The 19,125-nt window shown below is 52.6% G+C and carries 15 protein-coding genes and 1 tRNA gene; 5 read left to right on the forward strand and 11 right to left on the reverse strand.

Features of this window, described 5'->3' with window-relative positions; genetic code table 11:
* Positions 1–109: 109 nt before the first annotated feature.
* The 5 genes from HMPREF9141_RS09285 to sppA form a co-directional block, all read right to left on the reverse strand.
* A tRNA-Phe gene (locus HMPREF9141_RS09285) sits at positions 110–182 on the reverse strand.
* A 132-nt stretch (positions 183–314) separates the two neighbouring features.
* Positions 315–1,424: a thiamine-phosphate kinase gene (gene thiL / locus HMPREF9141_RS09290; RefSeq protein WP_040555039.1), complete on the reverse strand. Its 1,110-nt coding sequence runs from the start codon at positions 1,422–1,424 to the stop codon at positions 315–317.
* Positions 1,425–1,618: 194 nt separating this feature from the next.
* Positions 1,619–2,428: a purine-nucleoside phosphorylase gene (locus HMPREF9141_RS09295; RefSeq protein ID WP_083809446.1), complete on the reverse strand. Its 810-nt coding sequence runs from the start codon at positions 2,426–2,428 to the stop codon at positions 1,619–1,621.
* Positions 2,313–3,491, reverse strand: coding sequence for a tetraacyldisaccharide 4'-kinase (gene lpxK, locus HMPREF9141_RS09300; protein ID WP_007368464.1), 1,179 nt, complete (start codon positions 3,489–3,491; stop codon positions 2,313–2,315). Before lpxK ends, HMPREF9141_RS09295 begins: the two co-directional genes overlap by 116 nt.
* A 6-nt stretch (positions 3,492–3,497) precedes the next feature.
* A complete protein-coding gene (sppA, locus tag HMPREF9141_RS09305; RefSeq protein WP_007368465.1) occupies positions 3,498–5,276 on the reverse strand; it encodes a signal peptide peptidase SppA in 1,779 nt (592 codons plus the stop codon).
* Positions 5,277–5,368: 92 nt separating this feature from the next.
* Between sppA and HMPREF9141_RS09310 the strand changes: the two genes are divergently transcribed.
* Together HMPREF9141_RS09310 and HMPREF9141_RS09315 are read left to right on the forward strand one after the other, a co-directional pair.
* Positions 5,369–6,436 carry a glycerate kinase gene (locus HMPREF9141_RS09310; RefSeq protein ID WP_007368466.1) on the forward strand — a complete coding sequence of 356 codons (1,068 nt, stop codon included), beginning with the start codon at positions 5,369–5,371 and terminating at the stop codon, positions 6,434–6,436.
* A gap of 209 nt (positions 6,437–6,645) precedes the next feature.
* Positions 6,646–8,064 carry a threonine/serine exporter family protein gene (locus HMPREF9141_RS09315; protein ID WP_007368467.1) on the forward strand — a complete coding sequence of 473 codons (1,419 nt, stop codon included), beginning with the start codon at positions 6,646–6,648 and terminating at the stop codon, positions 8,062–8,064.
* A gap of 371 nt (positions 8,065–8,435) precedes the next feature.
* Here the strand turns inward: HMPREF9141_RS09315 and HMPREF9141_RS09320 are convergent, their stop codons facing one another.
* On the reverse strand, positions 8,436–9,143 hold the full coding sequence (locus HMPREF9141_RS09320; RefSeq protein ID WP_040554766.1) for a DNA alkylation repair protein: 708 nt from the start codon (positions 9,141–9,143) through the stop codon (positions 8,436–8,438).
* Between the two features lie 470 nt (positions 9,144–9,613).
* On the opposite strand from HMPREF9141_RS09320, the gene HMPREF9141_RS09330 reads away from it, so the two are divergent.
* Positions 9,614–9,883 carry a co-chaperone GroES gene (locus HMPREF9141_RS09330; protein WP_007368470.1) on the forward strand — a complete coding sequence of 90 codons (270 nt, stop codon included), beginning with the start codon at positions 9,614–9,616 and terminating at the stop codon, positions 9,881–9,883.
* 108 nt (positions 9,884–9,991) lie between these two features.
* Complete coding sequence (gene groL, locus HMPREF9141_RS09335) at positions 9,992–11,620, forward strand: chaperonin GroEL (RefSeq protein WP_007368471.1); 1,629 nt, start codon at positions 9,992–9,994, stop codon at positions 11,618–11,620.
* 100 nt (positions 11,621–11,720) lie between these two features.
* On the opposite strand, the gene HMPREF9141_RS09340 is transcribed toward groL, so the two are convergent.
* From HMPREF9141_RS09340 to HMPREF9141_RS09355, 4 genes are all read right to left on the reverse strand, one after another.
* Positions 11,721–13,289: a peptide chain release factor 3 gene (locus HMPREF9141_RS09340; RefSeq protein ID WP_007368472.1), complete on the reverse strand. Its 1,569-nt coding sequence runs from the start codon at positions 13,287–13,289 to the stop codon at positions 11,721–11,723.
* Positions 13,290–13,435: 146 nt separating this feature from the next.
* On the reverse strand, positions 13,436–14,317 hold the full coding sequence (rfbD, locus tag HMPREF9141_RS09345; protein ID WP_007368473.1) for a dTDP-4-dehydrorhamnose reductase: 882 nt from the start codon (positions 14,315–14,317) through the stop codon (positions 13,436–13,438).
* 11 nt (positions 14,318–14,328) lie between these two features.
* Positions 14,329–14,937 carry a DUF4924 family protein gene (locus HMPREF9141_RS09350; RefSeq protein WP_007368474.1) on the reverse strand — a complete coding sequence of 203 codons (609 nt, stop codon included), beginning with the start codon at positions 14,935–14,937 and terminating at the stop codon, positions 14,329–14,331.
* 113 nt (positions 14,938–15,050) lie between these two features.
* Entirely contained in the window at positions 15,051–15,725 is a 675-nt protein-coding gene (locus tag HMPREF9141_RS09355) for a LysE family translocator (RefSeq protein ID WP_007368475.1), read from the reverse strand.
* A gap of 130 nt (positions 15,726–15,855) precedes the next feature.
* On the opposite strand from HMPREF9141_RS09355, the gene HMPREF9141_RS09360 reads away from it, so the two are divergent.
* Positions 15,856–16,857: an ROK family protein gene (locus HMPREF9141_RS09360; RefSeq protein WP_040554769.1), complete on the forward strand. Its 1,002-nt coding sequence runs from the start codon at positions 15,856–15,858 to the stop codon at positions 16,855–16,857.
* A gap of 758 nt (positions 16,858–17,615) precedes the next feature.
* Here the strand turns inward: HMPREF9141_RS09360 and rlmD are convergent.
* Positions 17,616–19,040, reverse strand: coding sequence for a 23S rRNA (uracil(1939)-C(5))-methyltransferase RlmD (gene rlmD, locus HMPREF9141_RS09365; RefSeq protein WP_007368477.1), 1,425 nt, complete (start codon positions 19,038–19,040; stop codon positions 17,616–17,618).
* Positions 19,041–19,125 lie beyond the last annotated feature (85 nt).

Here is a 19,125-nt window from a genome sequence, read left to right on the forward strand (position 1 = left end):
TGACCCCTTTCTTCCCCGCATCTTCAACGACGGACACCTCGTCCCATCGAGGCTCCCTGAAAACAAAAAGAGCGGCCTCTTTCGAGAACCGCCCTGATGAAAGGAGGAGTGGTACCACCAGGAATCGAACCGGGGACACAAGGATTTTCAGTCCTTTGCTCTACCAACTGAGCTATGGCACCATCATTTTTTTGCAATCATCATCGTGTTTTCAGCACCATTTCTGAATTGCGATGCAAAGGTAGTATATTAATTTAACCCTGCCAAATTATCTGTAAGATTTTTCACATCATTTGCACTCATTAACATGTTTCTTAATTTTCCTTTAGCCGCCATCCCTGTGCTTTCAATTCAAATTCATTGCCGTCACGAGTGATGAGGAATGTACCCAGATTCTCCTTGGTGATGTAGCCTATCTGTCTGATATTCTCCATCTTTTCTATCTTCTCATGATCCCCTATGGGTACGGTGAATAGAAGTTCATAATCCTCGCCGCCGTTCAGGGCTGCCGTTGTGAGATTCATATTGAACTCCTCGCAGGTGGCTGCTGTCTGGTAGTCAATGGGAATGTTCTTTTCATAGATTCTGCACCCGCAGTGGCTTTGTTTGCAGATATGTTTCAACTCGCTTGCCAGCCCATCCGAGATGTCTATCATAGCCGTCGGGTGTATCCCGGCCTCACGGAGCTGGTTGAGAATGTCGCCGCGTGCCTCGGGCTTCAGCTGCCGGTCTATGAGATACTCTTTCCCCGCAAAGTCAGGTTGGAAATCTTCGATGGCAGCACGTTCCTTTTGCAGTGCCTCGAGCTGCTTCTGCTCTTTGTTGCGTTGTGCCTCCTTTACCTTTCTGTTGAATTCCTCCACCTGCTGGTAATATACGGTCTTCTCACGCTCGAGGATCTGCAGACCCATATAAGCCGACCCAAGGTCGCCTGTCACGCAGATAAGGTCGGTCTCATGCGCTCCGCTTCGATAGACGATGTCCGCCTTGGCTGCTTCTCCGATACAGGTGAGGCTGATGGCGAGTCCCGTATAGGATGAGGTCGTATCACCGCCTGCAATATCTACCTCCCATTTGCCGCAGGCTTTCTTCAGCCCGCTGTAAAACCGGTCGATGTCTTCGACTTTGAAGCGTTTGCCAAGGCCTAAAGACACGACCAGCTGACGTGGATGGCCGTTCATGGCAAAGATATTGCTCATCGTTATCATAGCTGCCTTATAGGCGAGGTGCTCCATGTCAATGTAGGTCAGGTCGAACTGCACCCCCTCCATGAACATCTGTGAAGAGACGAGGGTCTCAGTGTCTGTATAGTGGAGAACGGCGGCATCGTCGCCGACTCCCATCACCGTTGAGCTGTTGACAGGCTTTATATCCTTTGTGAGGTGGTCGATGAAATCAAATTCACCGAGTTCTTTTATTTCCATTGAATGCAAATAGCTTTGTGAATTTTTCTGGCGGAAGACATACATCTTACCGGCTTTTCCGTTTCCGCAATCCCTCTTCCACGACATGGAAGGAGGTCCGGGCGGATTCTGTCTCCGCAGTCCTGTCTTCTTAGACATAGGAGGCGGGAGTCAAGATGTACGTCTGCCAGTGCCTGTATGGGACTGTCTCTTTGTCAGGAGCGTTTGATCATCTCGCGCATTATCTCTGTCATGCGGGGCTGTGCGGCGTTGGCAGCCTCCTGTACCTCTTCGTGGCTGACTTTGACAGGTACGTCGAATCCGCCGAGATCGGTGATGACACTGACACCGAACACCTTGATGCCGCTGTGCCGGGCTACGATGACTTCAGGCACGGTACTCATCCCGACAGCATCCGCTCCCATCTTGTGATACATACGGTATTCGGCCGGGGTCTCGAAGGTCGGGCCTTGTACGCCCATGTAGACGCCGTGCATCACCCGGATATTCTTTTCCTTTGCAATTTCATCGGCCAGTGCCACCAGTTTATGATCGTATGCCTCGTGCATGTCCGGGAATCGGGGGCCTGTCGGGAAGTTGTGTCCTCGCAGCGGATGTTCCGGGAACATATTGATATGGTCGGTGATGATCATCAGGTCGCCGATTCTGAACTCCGGATTCATGCCCCCTGAAGCGTTGGAGACGAAGAGGGTCGTGATGCCTAACTCATACATTACCCGGATCGGGAAAGTGACCTCTTTCATGCCATATCCTTCATAGAAATGGAAGCGTCCTTCCATGGCCATGATGTCCTTGTCACCGAGCTTTCCGAAGATCAGCTTGCCGGCATGTCCCTCTACGGTCGAGACAGGAAAGTTGGGTATGTCTTGATAGGGAAACTCATGACTGTCAGTTATCTCTGAAGCTAATTGTCCGAGGCCTGTGCCCAGAATGATTGCCGTCTTTGGACTTGTGGTCATCCTCTCTTTTAGCCAAGATGCTGTTTCTTGAATTTTTGCGTACATAGGATATTATTTTTTGGTTGAATGTCTCCTCCTTGTCAAGCATGAAACTTACTTTGATCGGGAGGGCATAAATGTTTTCTCTTACGCTGTCAGACAGTGTCTCCACGTCAACAAGCCGTGCCTGGTCCTTCTCGGTGGTGATGACCATCTTGGGTTCTGCCATGCCGGCGAAGGTCTCGTTGATGCGTCTGATGTCTTTTGCCGTAAAGGCATGGTGGTCGGGGAACGAAAGCGTAGTCAGTGCATTGTTTCCGGCATAGGTGTTAATATCCGTCTCCAGCTGCCCCGGTGAGGCTATTCCCGTAAGCAGGAGAACATTCTTCCCCCTGATCTCGGTCAGCGGGACATGCTGCCCTTGGACGAAGATCGGCTCAAGTGCGCAATACTCCAGGGTGGTGAAGTACAGCTGCTGGAAAGGATAAAGCTCCATTGCCTTGCTCAGCACCCGGTAGTCTATCGGATTGAGGCTTCTGGGACATTTGGTGATGATGACGATGTCGGCGCGGTGTTTGCCGGACAACGGTTCACGCAGCCTCCCTGCCGGGAGGAGCTTGTCGTAGATAATCAGCCGGTGATAGTCTACCAGCAGGATATTGATGCCGGGCTGTACATAGCGATGCTGGAAAGCATCATCCAGAAGAATGACATCCGTGTCCTTTGTCGTTTCGTCAGATGTAAGCCGGTCGATTCCCTCGCATCGGTTCTTGTCTACGGCCACACGTATGTCGGGGAATTTCATCTTCATCTGATAAGGCTCGTCCCCTATTTCACGCATAGGGGTCTCTTTGTCCGCCAGCACATAGCCATGGCTTTTCCGTTTGTATCCACGTGAGAGCACCGCTACCTTCATCTTGTCTTTCAGCAGCCGGATCAGATATTCCACATGGGGGGTCTTTCCGGATCCTCCCACGGTGATGTTGCCGACGGAAATGACCGGGATGTCAAACCGTCTGGTCTTGAGGATGTTCAGCTCGAACAGCTCGTTGCGGATGATGACGGCAAACCCGTAAAGCCAGCTGAGCGGCAGCAGCCATCTGTGTATCTTGATAGGGTCTCCTTCCATATTCGGTTAGTGGATGTTTGGGAAATAGGGCAGGCGTGCCTGGATGGTGCTCTGGTGGTTGAGCGTCTTCAGCAAGGAGAATGGTTCGTAATAGTCGCCCAGATTCGCCCGCAGCTGTTCGCTGAGGTAATTGTCCGGTTTTGTCTGTTCCAGCAGCTGCTCGAGGAACCCCGGCTCCTCCGGATAAACGCAGGTGCTGTAGCCGGTCAGCTTGGCAAGCCGTACCGCCTTGGCAATTGCGGTGTCCAGACCGCCGAGCTGGTCCACGAGGCCGATTTTCTGCGCATCCTGTCCTGTATAGACATGCCCCTGGGCGATCTTCTCGACCTGACTGTCGGTCATCTTTCGTCCTTCCGCCACGCGATGGCGGAAGAGTCTGTATCCACGGTTGACATACTGAGTGAGATATGCCATCTCATCTTCCGTGAAGGGACGTGCCTGCGTGCCGAAGCCGGCGTACTTGTTGGTTTTCACCTCATCGAATCTTACGCCTAATTTCTCTGCAAACAGGCTGCTTGCATCAGGGAACATTCCGAAGATTCCGATCGAGCCGGTGAGGGTAGTAGGCTCGGCGACAATCCAGTCTGCCGGAGCCGACATGTAATAGGCTCCTGATGCCGCCATGCCTCCCATGCTGACGACTACCGGCTTCTTTTTCTTCAGTTCCATGATCTGGTGCCATATCTGCTCTGAAGCATAAGCGGAGCCGCCTCCAGAATTGACCCGCAGTACGACGGCTTTTATCTCTTTGTCTTCCGCCAGTTCCTCCAGATCTTTGCATACCTTCTGTGCATCAATCTTGTGGTTCTGTGCGAACATGCCGCCTACGGCACCGTCGACAATGTCACCGTAGGCATAGTAAACGGCGATCTGGCTGTCCCCGTCGTCCAGTGTTTCGTCTTCTGCATTCTGCAGGTCGGCGACGGTGACCTGCTCGATAGCATCATCGGACTTAAGTCCCAGCCGCTTTTTCACGATCCCTTTCATCTGGTCCGTGTAAACCAGTCCGTCTACGAGTTTCAGCTTCACGTATGTTTCCGGTGCGGCAAAGGTAATCATGCTGTCGGCATACGCATTCAGCTGCGCTGTGGACAGCCGCCTGCTTGCTCCCACTTCCTTCGTTATGTTTCCCCATATACTGTTCAGGTAGGCGGATGTCTGTTCACGGTTTGCTGCACTCATTCTGTCGCCTGTAAACATCTCGGTGGCACTCTTGTACGCACCGACCTTCACCACCTGCATCTTCACGCCGACCTTTGCCAGAAGATCCTTTACGAAGACCGGCTGGGACGACAGTCCATGCCAGTCGATCTGCCCCTGCGGATTCAGGTAGACCTTGTCGGCGGCAGAAGCCAGATAATAGGTGCCCTGTGTGTAGGTGTCTCCGTATGCGACAATCCATTTCCCGCTCTTCTTGAAGTCGAGCAGGGCATTCCGCAGTGCCTGCATCGAAGCGTACGAATCGGCGGCGAAGGCGCCGGCTTCGATATAGATTCCTTTGACGTTGTTGTTGTCTTTGGCTTTGTGGATGCCTTCGAGCAGGTTGTCAAGCCCGATGCTGCTTGTAGCATTGCCTTGCAGCTGACCGAAGAAGTTGTCTTCGCCTCGCTCTGCCAGCTGTCCCGACAGGTTCAGGACAAGCACGGAGTTGTCCTCTATTTTCTCTGTGGAATCCTGCATTGCAATCATGCCTGCGATGGTGATAAGTGCAAAGAAGCCTGCGACGATACCGAAGAGGAGCGTTCCCACGAATGAAGCGAAAACAAACTTGAAAAACTGTTTCATATAGGCATCTAATTATGTTTTTCGTGCAAAGATATATATAATAGATGTAAAATCCAAATAATTCAAGATTTCTTAATAACTTTGCGGCCGTTATGAGACGTGTCGTTTTAGCAATTGATAGTTTCAAAGGCTGTCTCTCCTCTGCCGAGGCGGAGACCGCTGCCGAGTCCGGGATCAGAGAGCGATGGCGGGAGACCGAGGTGGTCAAGGTGCCGGTTACGGATGGAGGGGACGGGATGACGGAAGTCTTCTCCCGTCTTTTAGACTGCAGGACCATCGCTGTCGACTGCCACGATGCACTCATGCGTCCTGTCCGTGCCTCTTATGCTGTGAGTACGGATGACACCGTCATCCTCGAGACGGCTGCAGCCTGTGGCATCGGACTTCTCAAACCGCAGGAGCTGAACCCGTTGCGTGCGACCTCTTATGGAGTAGGTGAACTGCTCTCCCATGCTCTTCGGAAGGGGTACAGCCGGTTCATCATCGGACTGGGCGGGTCGGCGACAAGCGACTGCGGGCTGGGGATGCTGGCGGCGCTGAAGGATGCGCTCGGGGAAGACTGGCCTGCCGCACTTCCGCAGCACCTTGATGTGACATTGGCTTCCGATGTAGACAATCCGCTCTTCGGGGAGCAGGGGGCGGCCGCAGTGTTCGGTCCGCAGAAAGGGGCAACTCCGGAAATGATAGCCTGCCTGGATCGTCGTGCACGCACATTCGCCCGCATGGCGGCGGCCCGTCAGGGCTTCGACCGGTCCACGGAGCGGGGAGCCGGTGCTGCCGGCGGACTGGGCTATGCCTTCCTGCAGTTCATGAATGCAAAGATCAGGTCAGGTGCCGGCCTCCTGCTGGAGACCGCCGGCTTCGGTATGCTGATAGACGGGGCAGATCTCATCGTGACAGGGGAGGGAAGTGCGGATGCCCAGACCTTGATGGGGAAGATCCCCGCCTGCGTGCTGCAATACGGCATCCGCAAGGGTATTCCCGTCGTGCTGATAGCCGGGAGGGTGACGGACGCAGCAGCTCTGGTCGGGGCCGGTTTCGCGCAGGTGCTGTGTATCACCCCGCCGGATATGCCGCTTGCCGATGCGATGGATCCGGTACTCGCAAAAGCGAATATCCGCAGGACATTGGCGGAATGTGACTTTAGTCTGTCGGTATAGAACTGCATGAACGGGACGGGAGGGACAAGTCGCTTTTTCCACACGGGATGCTGATCCCGGTGTCTCCGTAACAGGAAAACTTGCGAGTCCGCATCCCTTCGTCACGTGAAAAGTTGGAGCAAGGCACTGATTTGTTGCAGGGTAATTTTCCCATGTGGGTAATTAATCGTAACTTTGCAGACGTTTATTAAGCTAAAGATTGTTATTTTATGGACGAGAATCAGATGGTATCTTCCAAGAAGATCCTTCGCAGGAAACTTGATCTACTCCTAAGAACAGGTCAGATTCTTATGGAGAGTTCGGCAGACACGAGCCGTGTGAAACGTAATATGGAACGTACGGCGGCTTACCTTGGGCTGCCCAAGGAGAATCTGCACATGGATGTCGGTTATTACATCCTTCAGGTGAATGTGAGTGACGAGACACACAGCTTCTCGAAGATGCAACGCTGTGACAAGCACGTCATCAACATGCTTGCCATTCAGGAAATCTCGAAACTTTCGTGGCGCGCCATACAGGAAGATTATTCTCTGGACAGATATGAAGAAGAACTTGAGAAGATTGCGCACGGCAGACATTATTATACAGACTGGATGATCGCCGTCGGCGCCGGCTTTGCCTGCGGCGGCTTCTGCATCCAGTTCGGCTGCGACTGGACGGCGTTCTTCTATGCCTCCCTTGCTGCCATCTTGGGCAACCGTCTGCGCATGTACCTGAACCATTCCGGTTCCAACGTCTATGCCAATTTTGCAATCGCCGCTTTCGTCAGCACGATTCTGGCATGGCTGTCGTCTTATCTGTCGTCCCCATCTGCCCAGGCGGCATTACCTGCGTTCCTGCGCCCGATTCTGTACAGTTCCACCCCTTGGCATCCGCTGCTTGCCTGTGCGCTTTACATTGTCCCGGGAGTTCCTTTGATCAATGCCGTCAACGACTTGCTGGACAACTACATCAATACAGGTCTCGTCCGGGCGATGAACACGCTGCTCATCGTGGTCTCCATGGCTTTCGGCATTGCGATCGCCATCAAGTGCGGCAGCATTGACAACTTTGTCAAGGACTTGTCGATGACGCCTCACCATAATTTCATAGAGTATGCCGTTGCGGCAGCCATATCGGCTATGGGCTTTGCGACCATTTACAACATTCCCTACCGGCTGATGCCGTGGATAGCCATCGGGGGAATGATCTGCGTCTGCTCCCGCAACTTCATCAATCTCGGACCGGAGACAGGCAATATCGGTCTGGGGCTGGGTCTGATCGTAGGCTCACTTTGCGGATCGGCCCTGATTTCGCTGATCAACATCAAGGCCGTACACTTCCTCCATACACCGCATCAGTGCATCACGATACCGGCTGTCATCCCGATTGTCCCGGGTGTGTTGATGTATCGTGCTCTTTACGGGCTCATCGAGATGCAGGGTGTCATCGGTGAAGTGACATTTGCCGTACTCAATGCCATCAACGGCTCGCTGGTATTGCTTTGCATTGCCCTCGGCGTAGCCATTCCGAACATCTTCGGGCGCAAATGGATTGCCCCCCACCGCAGAGCCAAGCTGGCACGTCTGATCGAAGAACGCCGCCAGCGTGGCAAGTTCGTCGACCTGCACAGCTTCATGGTGGAGTAGGGAGGCGCCCGGAAACGGACGGCGGATGTGATTGCCACGGATGCTTTTCTGCCTTTCAGGCGGGCGGCCCCGGCTTCTTGCTTGAAAGGACGCGGCGGATCCGTGCAGCCGGGGAGGAGGCTGCGGCGGCTGCCTGAAAACAAAAGAGGAAAATAGATCCGGCAGGTGCGCATAGTGCCGGAACGGCAACGTGCATTTCCAGGAAACAACATAGACCGGCAGGGATACATGAAAGATGTGTCTCTGCTTTTTTTGTCCCGGCCGCTGGGAATCCTGTTCCCGACGGCCGGGAATCCTGTTCCCGACCGGTTGGGAACAGCAGTACCAGGCCTTGGGAACCGCCGTACCGCTGTGCTGGCATCAGCCGGGTCTTACACGCGCTGCATGAGCACGGCGCGCTCTTCAGGGCTGAACTTTTCGATGGCATAGCGCAGCATGGTGCGCGGCATGTCCGCACGGTGCCCGAGAACATATCCGTAGAGACGTTCCGGATCGCGCTTGCCGGCCTCACGGAGCATCCAGCCGATGGCTTTGTGCATGAGGTCGTGCGGGTGGTGCATCATCAGGTCGCTCAGTGCATACGTGTCTTCCAGTTCGCCCTTGCGTATGAAGGCGTACGTGGAGACGATGGCAATGCGGTTGTCCCATAGCAGTGGACTTTGGGACAGCCGGTAAAGAATGTCACGTGACTTGTCGAGCAGGTATTCCCCTACGAGGAAGCGGCAGGAGAGGTCGACGAGGTCCCAGTTGTTGATCCGTTCGGTCAGCGAGAGGTAGAGGTCGAAAAGCCGGCGGCGTAAGCCGTTGTCTTTCTTTTTGCTTTTTTCCACCATGACCAGCAGGGCGCACAGTCTTACCTCATGCCATTCCGACTGCATCAGTTCCCGGATTTCGTCCAGTGCAATGTCCTTGTGCCGTCTTGCCACGGACCGTATATCCGGTACTGTCACCCCTAAGAAGCGGTCGCCTTCGCCATATTCTCCTTTTCCTGCCTTGAAGAATCTCGGGAAGATCTCCCGCTTTTCAGGATTGGACAAGTGTTGAAGTTCTGTTGAAATCTTTTCTGTAATAGACATCATATTTCCTTTCGATTCTGTTGTTTCTGTTGCAAATTTAGATAAAGTTCCCAAACTATAATCCTGCCGGATAAAGAAAGTTCCATTTTCTTTAAAGGAAAGACAGCGTTTTCCCTCGGATTTCCTGCGGTACGTTCTTAAAGTCCCGGATGGGTCTGCCGCCAGGGATATGGTCCCCCTCTGTCTCTCCTTGTTTTCATACGGCATCTCCGGCTCTCCCTTCCGGTTGCATGGCCATGACCCGCTGTCCCCTTTCAGAAAGGGAGCGGAATCTGCCCGCTTAAAAGACGGTCATCCCTCCAAGGTGTTCTTAGATGCTGCCCTGCAAATGCCGGTGCAGACTGACAGGTTGGCACAGATGGCTTCCGAAGACTGTCAGTACACTGCTTTGGCACGCTTTTCGTAGAGTGGAAAGCGAAACTACTTCATCAGTAGGAGAAAAAAGACAGATTAGAACTAAAAATAGATTGATTATGACAATTAAACCTTTAGCAGACAGAGTCCTCGTGCTTCCGGCACAGGCAGAAGAAAAAGTGGGCGGTATCATAATTCCTGATACGGCGAAAGAGAAGCCGCAGCGTGGCAAGGTCGTCGCAGCAGGCAATGGCACCAAGGATGAGGCAATGGTCCTCAAGGCAGGCGACGAAGTACTCTATGGCAAGTATGCAGGTACGGAAATCGAGAATGAAGGAGAGAAATACCTGATGATGCGCCAGAGCGATGTTCTCGCTGTCATAGAATAAAAGTCTTCCCCACGTCACATCCTGCGGGAAAGGGGAGAAGAAGCCGGAATGTCCGGCCGGTAAAACATAAAATTCAAAGTTCAATTTTCAAACTTAAAGAAAAAGAAAATGGCAAAAGAAATAAAATTCGATACAGATGCGCGTGAACTCCTGAAGAGCGGCGTAGACCAGTTGGCAAATGCTGTAAAAGTAACGCTTGGCCCTAAAGGCCGTAACGTAGTACTTGGCAAGAAGTTCGGTGCTCCGCAGATTACCAAGGACGGTGTGACCGTTGCCAAGGAAGTGGAGCTGGAAGACAATTTCGAGAATGCAGGTGCACAGCTTGTCAAGAGCGTGGCCAGCAAGACCGGTGACGATGCCGGTGACGGCACGACGACTGCTACGATCCTTACACAGGCCATCGTAAACGAGGGGCTGAAGAATGTAGCTGCCGGTGCCAATCCTATGGATCTCAAGCGGGGTATCGACAAGGCCGTTGCCAAGGTGGTAGAGCACATCAAAGAGACCGCAGAGGTTGTCGGTGACAATTATGACAAGATCGAGCAGGTCGCTACGGTCAGTGCGAACAACGACCCGGAAATCGGCAAGTTGCTGGCAGATGCCATGCGCAAGGTGTCCAAGGATGGTGTGATCACCATTGAGGAGAGCAAGACCCGCGAGACAAGTATCGGTGTCGTTGAGGGCATGCAGTTCGACCGCGGTTATCTTTCGGGTTACTTCGTTACCGATGCGGACAAGATGGAGTGTGTGATGGAAGACCCTTACATCCTCATCTACGACAAGAAGATTTCGAGCGTAAAGGACTTCCTGCCGATTCTCCAGCCGGCTGCCGAAAGCGGTCGCCCGTTGCTGGTCATTGCAGAGGATGTCGACTCAGAGGCACTGACGACACTGGTTGTCAACCGTCTGCGTGCCGGTCTGAAGATCTGTGCTGTCAAAGCTCCGGGCTTCGGCGACCGTCGCAAGGCCATGCTCGAGGATATTGCTGTACTGACCGGCGGTGTGGTCATCAGCGAGGAGAAAGGTCTTTCTCTGGAAAAGGCTACACTGGAGATGCTGGGTACGGCCAAGAAGGTCACTGTCTCCAAGGACAACACGACGATTGTTGACGGTGCCGGTGCAAAGGATGCCATCAAAGACCGTGTGGCACAGATCAAGAACGAGATTGCCGCTTCGACAAGTTCTTACGACAAGGAGAAGCTGCAGGAACGTCTGGCCAAACTCTCCGGCGGTGTCGCAGTCCTCTACGTCGGTGCGAACTCCGAGGTGGAGATGAAGGAGAAGAAGGACCGTGTTGACGATGCACTCTGCGCTACACGTGCTGCGATGGAAGAGGGCGTAGTTGTCGGTGGCGGTACCACTTACATCCGTGCTCAGGAAGCATTGAGGAATCTGAAGGGCGACAATCAGGATGAGCAGACCGGTATCAACATCGTCTGCCGTGCCATTGAGGAGCCGCTGCGCCAGATTGTTGCCAATGCCGGCGGTGAAGGTGCTGTCGTTGTCAACAATGTCCGTGAAGGCAAGGGCGACTACGGTTACAATGCCCGCAAGGATGTTTATGAAGATCTCCGTGCTGCCGGCGTCATCGATCCGGCAAAGGTTTCCCGTGTCGCACTTGAGAATGCGGCTTCAATTGCAGGAATGTTCCTGACAACCGAGTGCCTCATCGTTGACAAGCCTGAAGAGACACCGGCCATGCCGGCAGCTGCTCCGGGTATGGGCGGCATGATGTAATCGGCATTTCAGACATGACATATAAAAAGGGAAGACATCGGATTGGTGTCTTCCCTTTTTCGATTTTTATGTTTCCTTTTATGTATTTCCTGAAAGTATCTTAGAACTCGCTTGTGAAGTGGAAGCGGATGTGTTCAAAGTCCTGCTGTGCCATACTTAGCACATAGCCGGAGTCGGCAAGGAAGACATCACGACCTTCATTGTCCTTTGCCATATACTGATACTTGCGTTTTTTGAAGTTCTCAAGCTCCGTTTCGTCATCCGCTTCTATCCAGCAGGCCTTGTAGAGATGTACCGGCTCCCAGCGGCATTTGGCATTGTACTCGTGTTCCAACCGGTACTGGATAACCTCGAACTGAAGCTGTCCGACAGTGCCGACGATGCGGCGGTTGTTGAACTGGTTGACAAACGACTGCGCCACGCCCTCGTTCATCAGCTGCTCAATACCCTTGAGAAACTGCTTGGACTTCATGGGGTCGTCGTTCTCAATGTACTTGAACAGTTCCGGGGAGAAACTCGGCAGGCCGCGGAAATGAATCTGTTCTCCCTCGGTCAGCGTGTCACCGATCTTGAAGACACCGCCATTGTCCGGCAGACCTACGATGTCGCCTGGGTAAGCCTCCTCGACCGTGCTCTTGCGCTGTGCCATGAACTGGGTAGGGGAGGAGAAACGCATTGTCTTTCCGTTGCGGACGTGCAGGTAAGGCTGGTTGCGCTGGAACTTTCCAGAGCACACCTTGCAGAAAGCGATGCAGCTGCGGTGGTTGGGGTCGATATTGGCCGTGATCTTGAAGATGAAGCCAGTGAACTTAGGCTCTGTCGGTTCTACCATGCGTTCCTCGGCCTTGGTAGGACGCGGGCTGGGAGCGATTTCTACGAAACAGTTGAGCAGCTCCTGTACGCCGAAGTTGTTCAGTGCAGAGCCGAAGAATACGGGGGCGACTTCTGCACGTCGATAGGCTTCTACATCAAAGTCGGAATAGACACCGTTGACCAGTTCGAGGTCGTTGCGAAGCTGTCCGGCAAAGTCTGCACCGACCTGTGCATCCAGTTCCGTTGAGTTGATGTCTACCTCCACTTTCTCCGTCACACGCTGTTTGTTGGGCGTGAAGAGATTGAGCTGCTGTTCATAGATGTTGTAGACACCCTTGAAACGCTGTCCCTGTCCGATAGGCCAGGACAGGGGGCGCACGCTGATCTGGAGTTCTTCTTCCAGCTCGTCCAGCACATCGAACGGGTCGCGTCCTTCGCGGTCCATCTTGTTGATGAAGATGATGACCGGCGTATTACGCATACGGCATACCTCCATCAGTTTACGTGTCTGCGCCTCGACACCTTTGGCGGAGTCGACGACGATGATGGCCGAGTCTACGGCTGTCAGTGTACGGTAGGTATCTTCGGCAAAGTCCTGGTGGCCGGGGGTGTCAAGGATATTCACTTTGTATCCTTCGTAGTCAAATTCCATTACGGAAGTTGATACAGAGATGCCGCGTTGTTTCTCTATATCCATCCAGTCGGATGTGGCCGTCTTGCGGATCTTGTTGCTCTTGACCGCACCGGCAACCTGGATCTGCCCGCCGAAGAGAAGGAATTTCTCGGTCAGTGTCGTCTTACCGGCATCCGGGTGGGAGATGATGGCGAACGTTCGCCTGCGTTCTATTTCGTTCATTTGCTTTTATTTGGGGAGTTAATGGAGTTGAAGAGTCAAGCCGGCAGTTTCTCTTCCGGAATGTATTGGAAGTGAGAGCGATGACTTCCTTTTCTCCAGAACTTCAGGCAATGTCTTGCCTTCTGTTTTCTTTTACCTTTCTTTTGTCAACCTTGTTTCTGCAAGGATTCCACACATTTCTTCAGAGAATCGACCCAATAAGGAATCTTCATGCCGAAGGTCTCTTTAATTTTTGTCTTGTCGAGTACGGAATATGCCGGACGCCTGACCGGAGAGGGGAACTCGTCGCTGTGGCAAGGCAGGATCTCGCAGGTCGTATTGCCGGCAAGTTCTGCAATCTTGATGGTGAAATCGTACCAGCTGCATACGCCTTCATTGGAGAAGTGGTAGATGCCGCTGCTGCCTTCATACTTGCGATTCTCTATGATATCATAGATCGTTTCTGCCAGATCGCCGGCATAGGTGGGCGTTCCGCATTGGTCGAAGACGACCTTCAGCAGGGGCTTGGTCGCCGTAAGATTCATCATTGTCTTGACGAAGTTGTGTCCGAACTCACTGTAAAGCCATGCCGTGCGGAGAATAATGTGTTTCACGCCGGTAGCCTGTATTTTCTCTTCGCCATGCAGTTTGGACAGCCCATAGACTCCGGTGGGAGTCCCCTTCATCTCCTCCTTGCAGGGAGTGTTGTAAGGATCGCCGCCGAAGACGTAGTCCGTGCTGATGTGGACCAGCAGGCCATCCACCTCCTTCATGGCCTTGGCAAGGTTGCCGGGTGCGACGGCATTGAGCGTTTCGACGATCTCGCCTGCTGTCTCGGCTTTGTCCACATTTGTCCATGCCGCACAGTTGATGATGCACGTAATGTTGTGGTCATGCACCATTTGGCGGATGTCTTCCAGATTGGTGATGTCGAGCTTCGTATATCCCTCACATACATCTGTAAAGATGTAGTTGTCCTTACTGTTTCTCGCGACAAGCTGTATTTCATTGCCAAGCTGTCCGTTGGCTCCTGTTACTAAAATATTCATTGTCTTCCTCTTTATTCTTTGCCGAAGTCCAGTCCTTCCGTCTTGTCCTTTATGTAGTAGTCTGACAACATTCCGATGAATGTCGTCACCTCTTTCAGCGCACGGGTCGTCTCGGGTGTCACCTCCTTCTTCTGCAGGCGTAGCATCATCACCCCGTACAGCAGGTCGAAGCAGGTCTCCACCTCGCTCTCTGCTAACTGGGAGGCGACACTCTTCAGCCGTCTGTCATTCGTGCGTGCCATCTTGTCCGCCGTGCGTTTTGCCTTACCTCTCAGTTCGACGATGAAAGGAAGTACACGGTAATATTCGGCGGAATAGAATGGGAACTTTGACGATTGCAGCAGCTGTGCGTGCAGTTCTGTCAGATCCTGCATGAGTACTTTGTTGATCTGCAGGTGTCCGTTCTCCCGGCAGCCTTCCCGGTTCATCATGCGTACAAGATCGCCGAACCAGTCTTCCTCTTCTTCTTTTTGCTCCTCGGTATATTGAAAACGGTCAATGTACTCTTTGCGGATTCGTGTCAGTGAACAGCCGTAGGCACGGATAGTATCTTCTATCTGCCACATATAAAGCAAGTATTCTGCTATGCTCTTTTTTCTTAATTCCTTTGCAACAAACATCTTTGAACGGTGCGTAACTATGTATCTGATTTGTACCCTGTCTGATGGACAGTCATTTGACAGACAACGTTCTCTTTCAGAATCCGGCAAACTTGCTGTCCATGTCAATCCATCTAATAATAGGATGGCAGGTGATAGAGGTTGAATATCGTACCCAATAGAATAATGATCGAGAAGATGATGACAACGGCTCCGATCACCTTGTTGATGATGAGTATTCCGTTGACATCAAACTTTCCTCTGATCTTGTCGACCAGCCAGGTCAGCCCATACCACCACAGCAGGGCACCGACCGGAATACAGGAAAAGCCGACGATGGTCTCAAACATACGATGGGGCTGTATCAGGGCGAACTGGGCAAAGGTCGCCATGAAGAGGAAGATGATCAGGGGATTGGAAAATGTTACAAGAAATGCTGTCAGGCCATTCTGGAAGATAGTCCCCTTGGTGTTTCCGCTTTTGTGCATCTTCTTCATCGGGTTGGACTTGAAGCAGTAGATACCGAAGAGCAGGAGGATGACGCTGCCTGAGATCTGAAGGACAAGCTGGTAGGTGGGGTTCTTCAGGAAGCTGACAATAAATCCCATACCCAAAGCTACGATGAGCGCATAAATCGTATCACTGGCAGCTGCTCCGATTCCCGTGATGAAGCCATACCAACGACCCTTGTTCAGCGTGCGTTGAATACACAATATTCCGACCGGCCCCATCGGCGCCGAGGCGATTATGCCGATCAGCAGACCTTTGAAAATGAAATCCAGAATATCTAATTGAATAGGAAACTGCATGCTTGTAATTTTGAGTGCAAAATTGCAAAAATAATACGAGATAAGCAAATTTACCTGACAAAACTTTGTGGTATTGCACTTTTTTCATAACTTTGCGCATATTATAGTCAAACTAAAAACTTATATAGTCATGGACATTACAGAACAGAAGCCAGTTGTGGCTGGTTTGGAAAAGCCATTTGTCATTGGCTTGGATTTGGGGGGAACAAATGCTGTCTTCGGGATTGTTGACCAGCGCGGACAGGTACTCGCTACTAACTCTATCAAGACCCAGGCTTACAAGACCGTCGATGATTTCGTGGAAGCCGGCGTGGAGGCATTGAGGCCGCTTGTTTTAAAATACGGCGGTATCAGTCAGTTCCGTGCCATGGGTATCGGGGCTCCTAACGGCAACTTCTATCGCGGAACCATCGAGTTCGCACCGAACCTGTCGTGGGGGCACGATGGTGTCGTGCCTTTGGGAGATATGTTCTCAGAGAAACTGGGAATTCCGGTAGGTCTTACCAATGATGCGAACGCTGCTGCCATCGGCGAGATGCAGTACGGTGTAGCACGCGGTATGAAGGACTTCATCATGATCACCCTCGGTACTGGAGTCGGTTCGGGCATTGTCATCAATGGACAGATGGTGTATGGATCAGACGGCTTCGCCGGTGAGCTGGGGCACGTGGTAATGGTGCGTGGAGAGAAAGGACGCAGCTGCGGCTGTGGCCGCACAGGCTGTCTGGAGGCTTACTGTTCCGCCACCGGCGTGGCACGCACAGCCCGGGAGTTCCTGAAGGAGAGCGATGAAGATTCTTTGCTGCGCGAGTTGAAGCCTGCGAAGATCACCTCTCTGGACGTTTCCATTGCTGCTGGCCGCGGCGACGCACTTGCCAAACGCGTCTATGAGTTCACCGGGAACATGCTGGGTGAGGCCTGTGCCGACTTTGCGACATTCTCTTCGCCGGAGGCATTCATCTTCTTCGGCGGTCTGACAAAAGCCGGCGACTTGCTGATGCAGCCTATTATCCGCTCCTACAAGGAACATGCCCTGGAAATATTCAAGGACAAGCCGAAGTTCCTGGTAAGTTCGCTTGACGATGCGGCTGCGGCCGTGCTCGGCGCTTCTGCTATCGGGTGGGAACTGTAGTCCCGCATAGACAGCCGGCAAACCCTGGTCGCTGTTATGGCAGATGACAATGCCGTCCGGCGGGTTCGGATGCAAGCAGCGTCCGGTTACGGACGGATGTCAAGATAAAGGCAGACATGCCATTCCTCCCACTTCTGACAGATAAGAATGTGGGCGGGATGAGATGTCTGCCTTTATTGTTTTCTGATTTCGTTTCTCGGACAGGGAAACAAAAATCCATAATCTCCTTTTTACAGAAAGGTATTCCCCTGATCAATCAGCCCTTGTCTGTACGGCTATCCTTCTACTGCAAGTCGCTTTCCGTACCGGCCATGGATCGTCATGGTGCAGACCGTCAACACGAATGGTGCAGAGCGTTCAACACGAATGGTGTTTGCCAACGACACGAATGGTGCGGAGCGTTCAGCACGAATGGTGTTTGCCAACTCTATAATGTGACGGACACCGATACATCTACCGGAAAAGGATAGACAGAGCCGTCCCGGTCACGATGATGTATCGTAAGAAAACGATGACTTATGCGGGAGGTGTCTGCCGGGCAGTACTTTTTCGTACAGGATGGGTTCTGATCACCTTGTCCTGTCGGGGAAAGTCTATGCAGCATGCTCCCGGACTTCACCTGTCTGCCCTGCAAAGTGGAAATAGTGGAACGAAATCTCTGAGGCACGCACGCCAAGATACCGATAACCGGCATTGCTGACCGATAAACAATTATGAAACCGGATGGGAAGAGTTTTGCGGAGATCTCGTAGCACACGTCACCGCTTCTCTAAAAGGACAACGTTCTCCACGTGCGGCGTATGCGGAAACATATCAACCGGCTGGACGGCCGCAACCTGATAGTCTGCATCGAGCAGGGCGAGGTCGCGTGCCTGGGTGGCTGGGTTGCAGCTGACGTAAACGATACGTTCCGGACTTGCTCCGAGGATGACATTGATGACGTCAGGATGCATGCCGGCACGTGGGGGGTCGGTGATAATGACATCAGGACGACCCTGACGGCTGATGAAATCCTCTGTCAGAATATCTTTCATGTCTCCTGCATAGAAAAGCGTGTTGCTGATGTTGTTGATCTCAGAATTGACCTTGGCGTCTTCAATGGCTTCCGGTACATACTCTATACCGATGACTTTCCGTGCCTTACCGGCGACGAAGTTGGCGATTGTCCCTGTTCCGGTGTAGAGGTCGTAAACGAGTTCGTCGCCTGTAAGGGAGGCGAACTCCCTGGCTACGGAATAGAGATGGTAGGCCTGTTCGGTATTTGTCTGGTAAAAGCTCTTCGGACCTACCTTGAATTTCAGGTCTTCCATTGTCTCGAAGATGTAGTCGTTGCCTTTGAAGGTAATGAGGTCGAGGTCGTTGAAAGTGTCATTCCCCTTCTGGTTGTCTACATAGGAGAGGGAGGTGATCTGCGGAAAACGGTCGGCGACATGCTGCATCAGCGCCTTCGCACGCTCCTCGTCTCCCTCCTCGTCGTAGTGGAATTGGATGAGTACCATCCACTCGCCTGTATTGGAGTTGCGCACCATAATGTCACGCAGCAGGCCATGCTGTCCCCGGATGTCGTAGAATGTCATGCCTGTTCCGAGCGCATAGTCGCGGATGTCATTGCGGATCTGATTGCAGAGATCATCCATCAGCCAGCATTTCTCAATGGGGTAGACCTTGTCGAAAGCTCCTGTGATGTGGAAGCCGATGGCTCCCTCTGACAGTCCGGCATCCTCCGGCAGAGCCTGCAATTCCTCTGCCGTGTACCATCGTTTGTTGGCGCACCCGAACTCCAGCTTGTTGCGATATTCCTTTGTATGCACGGATCCCATGATAGGACGGAATTCCGGAAGCTCCACCTTCCCTATACGGCTCAGCTGGTCATAGACCTGCTGCTGCTTTGCTTTCAGCTGTTCGTTGTAAGGCAGATTCTGCCATTTGCACCCGCCGCAGATGCCGAAGTGTTCGCACATGGGGGTCTCGCGTACAGCACTCTTGCTGACAAACCGGACAACCGTAGCTTCGCAGTAAGTGCGTTTCTTCTTGCGTATCTGGAGGTCTACGACGTCTCCCGGAACGACGAATGGGACGAAAACGACCTTGTCGTCTACGTGGGCGACACATTTTCCTTCGGCTGCCACCGCTTCTATGGTGATGTTCTCCAGAAGGGGGAATGGCTTTCTCTTTCTACTCATAATCTGTTTTGTATTTCGGGACAAAGGTACGGCTTTTTTTCTATTTGCACGTTGCTTGGCAGTTCCCAATCGGTTCTGTGTACGC

It is taken from the genome of Prevotella multiformis DSM 16608, from assembly GCF_000191065.1.
GTDB classification, from domain to species: domain Bacteria; phylum Bacteroidota; class Bacteroidia; order Bacteroidales; family Bacteroidaceae; genus Prevotella; species Prevotella multiformis.

Coding starts and splice junctions, on each gene's coding strand:
- thiL (WP_040555039.1), bottom strand. CDS start 1,424: ATGGAAATAAAAGAACTCGGTGAATTTGATTTCATCGACCACCTCACA.
- HMPREF9141_RS09295 (WP_083809446.1), bottom strand. CDS start 2,428: ATGTACGCAAAAATTCAAGAAACAGCATCTTGGCTAAAAGAGAGGATG.
- lpxK (WP_007368464.1), bottom strand. CDS start 3,491: ATGGAAGGAGACCCTATCAAGATACACAGATGGCTGCTGCCGCTCAGC.
- sppA (WP_007368465.1), bottom strand. CDS start 5,276: ATGAAACAGTTTTTCAAGTTTGTTTTCGCTTCATTCGTGGGAACGCTC.
- HMPREF9141_RS09310 (WP_007368466.1), top strand. CDS start 5,369: ATGAGACGTGTCGTTTTAGCAATTGATAGTTTCAAAGGCTGTCTCTCC.
- HMPREF9141_RS09315 (WP_007368467.1), top strand. CDS start 6,646: ATGGACGAGAATCAGATGGTATCTTCCAAGAAGATCCTTCGCAGGAAA.
- HMPREF9141_RS09320 (WP_040554766.1), bottom strand. CDS start 9,143: ATGATGTCTATTACAGAAAAGATTTCAACAGAACTTCAACACTTGTCC.
- HMPREF9141_RS09330 (WP_007368470.1), top strand. CDS start 9,614: ATGACAATTAAACCTTTAGCAGACAGAGTCCTCGTGCTTCCGGCACAG.
- groL (WP_007368471.1), top strand. CDS start 9,992: ATGGCAAAAGAAATAAAATTCGATACAGATGCGCGTGAACTCCTGAAG.
- HMPREF9141_RS09340 (WP_007368472.1), bottom strand. CDS start 13,289: ATGAACGAAATAGAACGCAGGCGAACGTTCGCCATCATCTCCCACCCG.
- rfbD (WP_007368473.1), bottom strand. CDS start 14,317: ATGAATATTTTAGTAACAGGAGCCAACGGACAGCTTGGCAATGAAATA.
- HMPREF9141_RS09350 (WP_007368474.1), bottom strand. CDS start 14,937: ATGTTTGTTGCAAAGGAATTAAGAAAAAAGAGCATAGCAGAATACTTG.
- HMPREF9141_RS09355 (WP_007368475.1), bottom strand. CDS start 15,725: ATGCAGTTTCCTATTCAATTAGATATTCTGGATTTCATTTTCAAAGGT.
- HMPREF9141_RS09360 (WP_040554769.1), top strand. CDS start 15,856: ATGGACATTACAGAACAGAAGCCAGTTGTGGCTGGTTTGGAAAAGCCA.
- rlmD (WP_007368477.1), bottom strand. CDS start 19,040: ATGAGTAGAAAGAGAAAGCCATTCCCCCTTCTGGAGAACATCACCATA.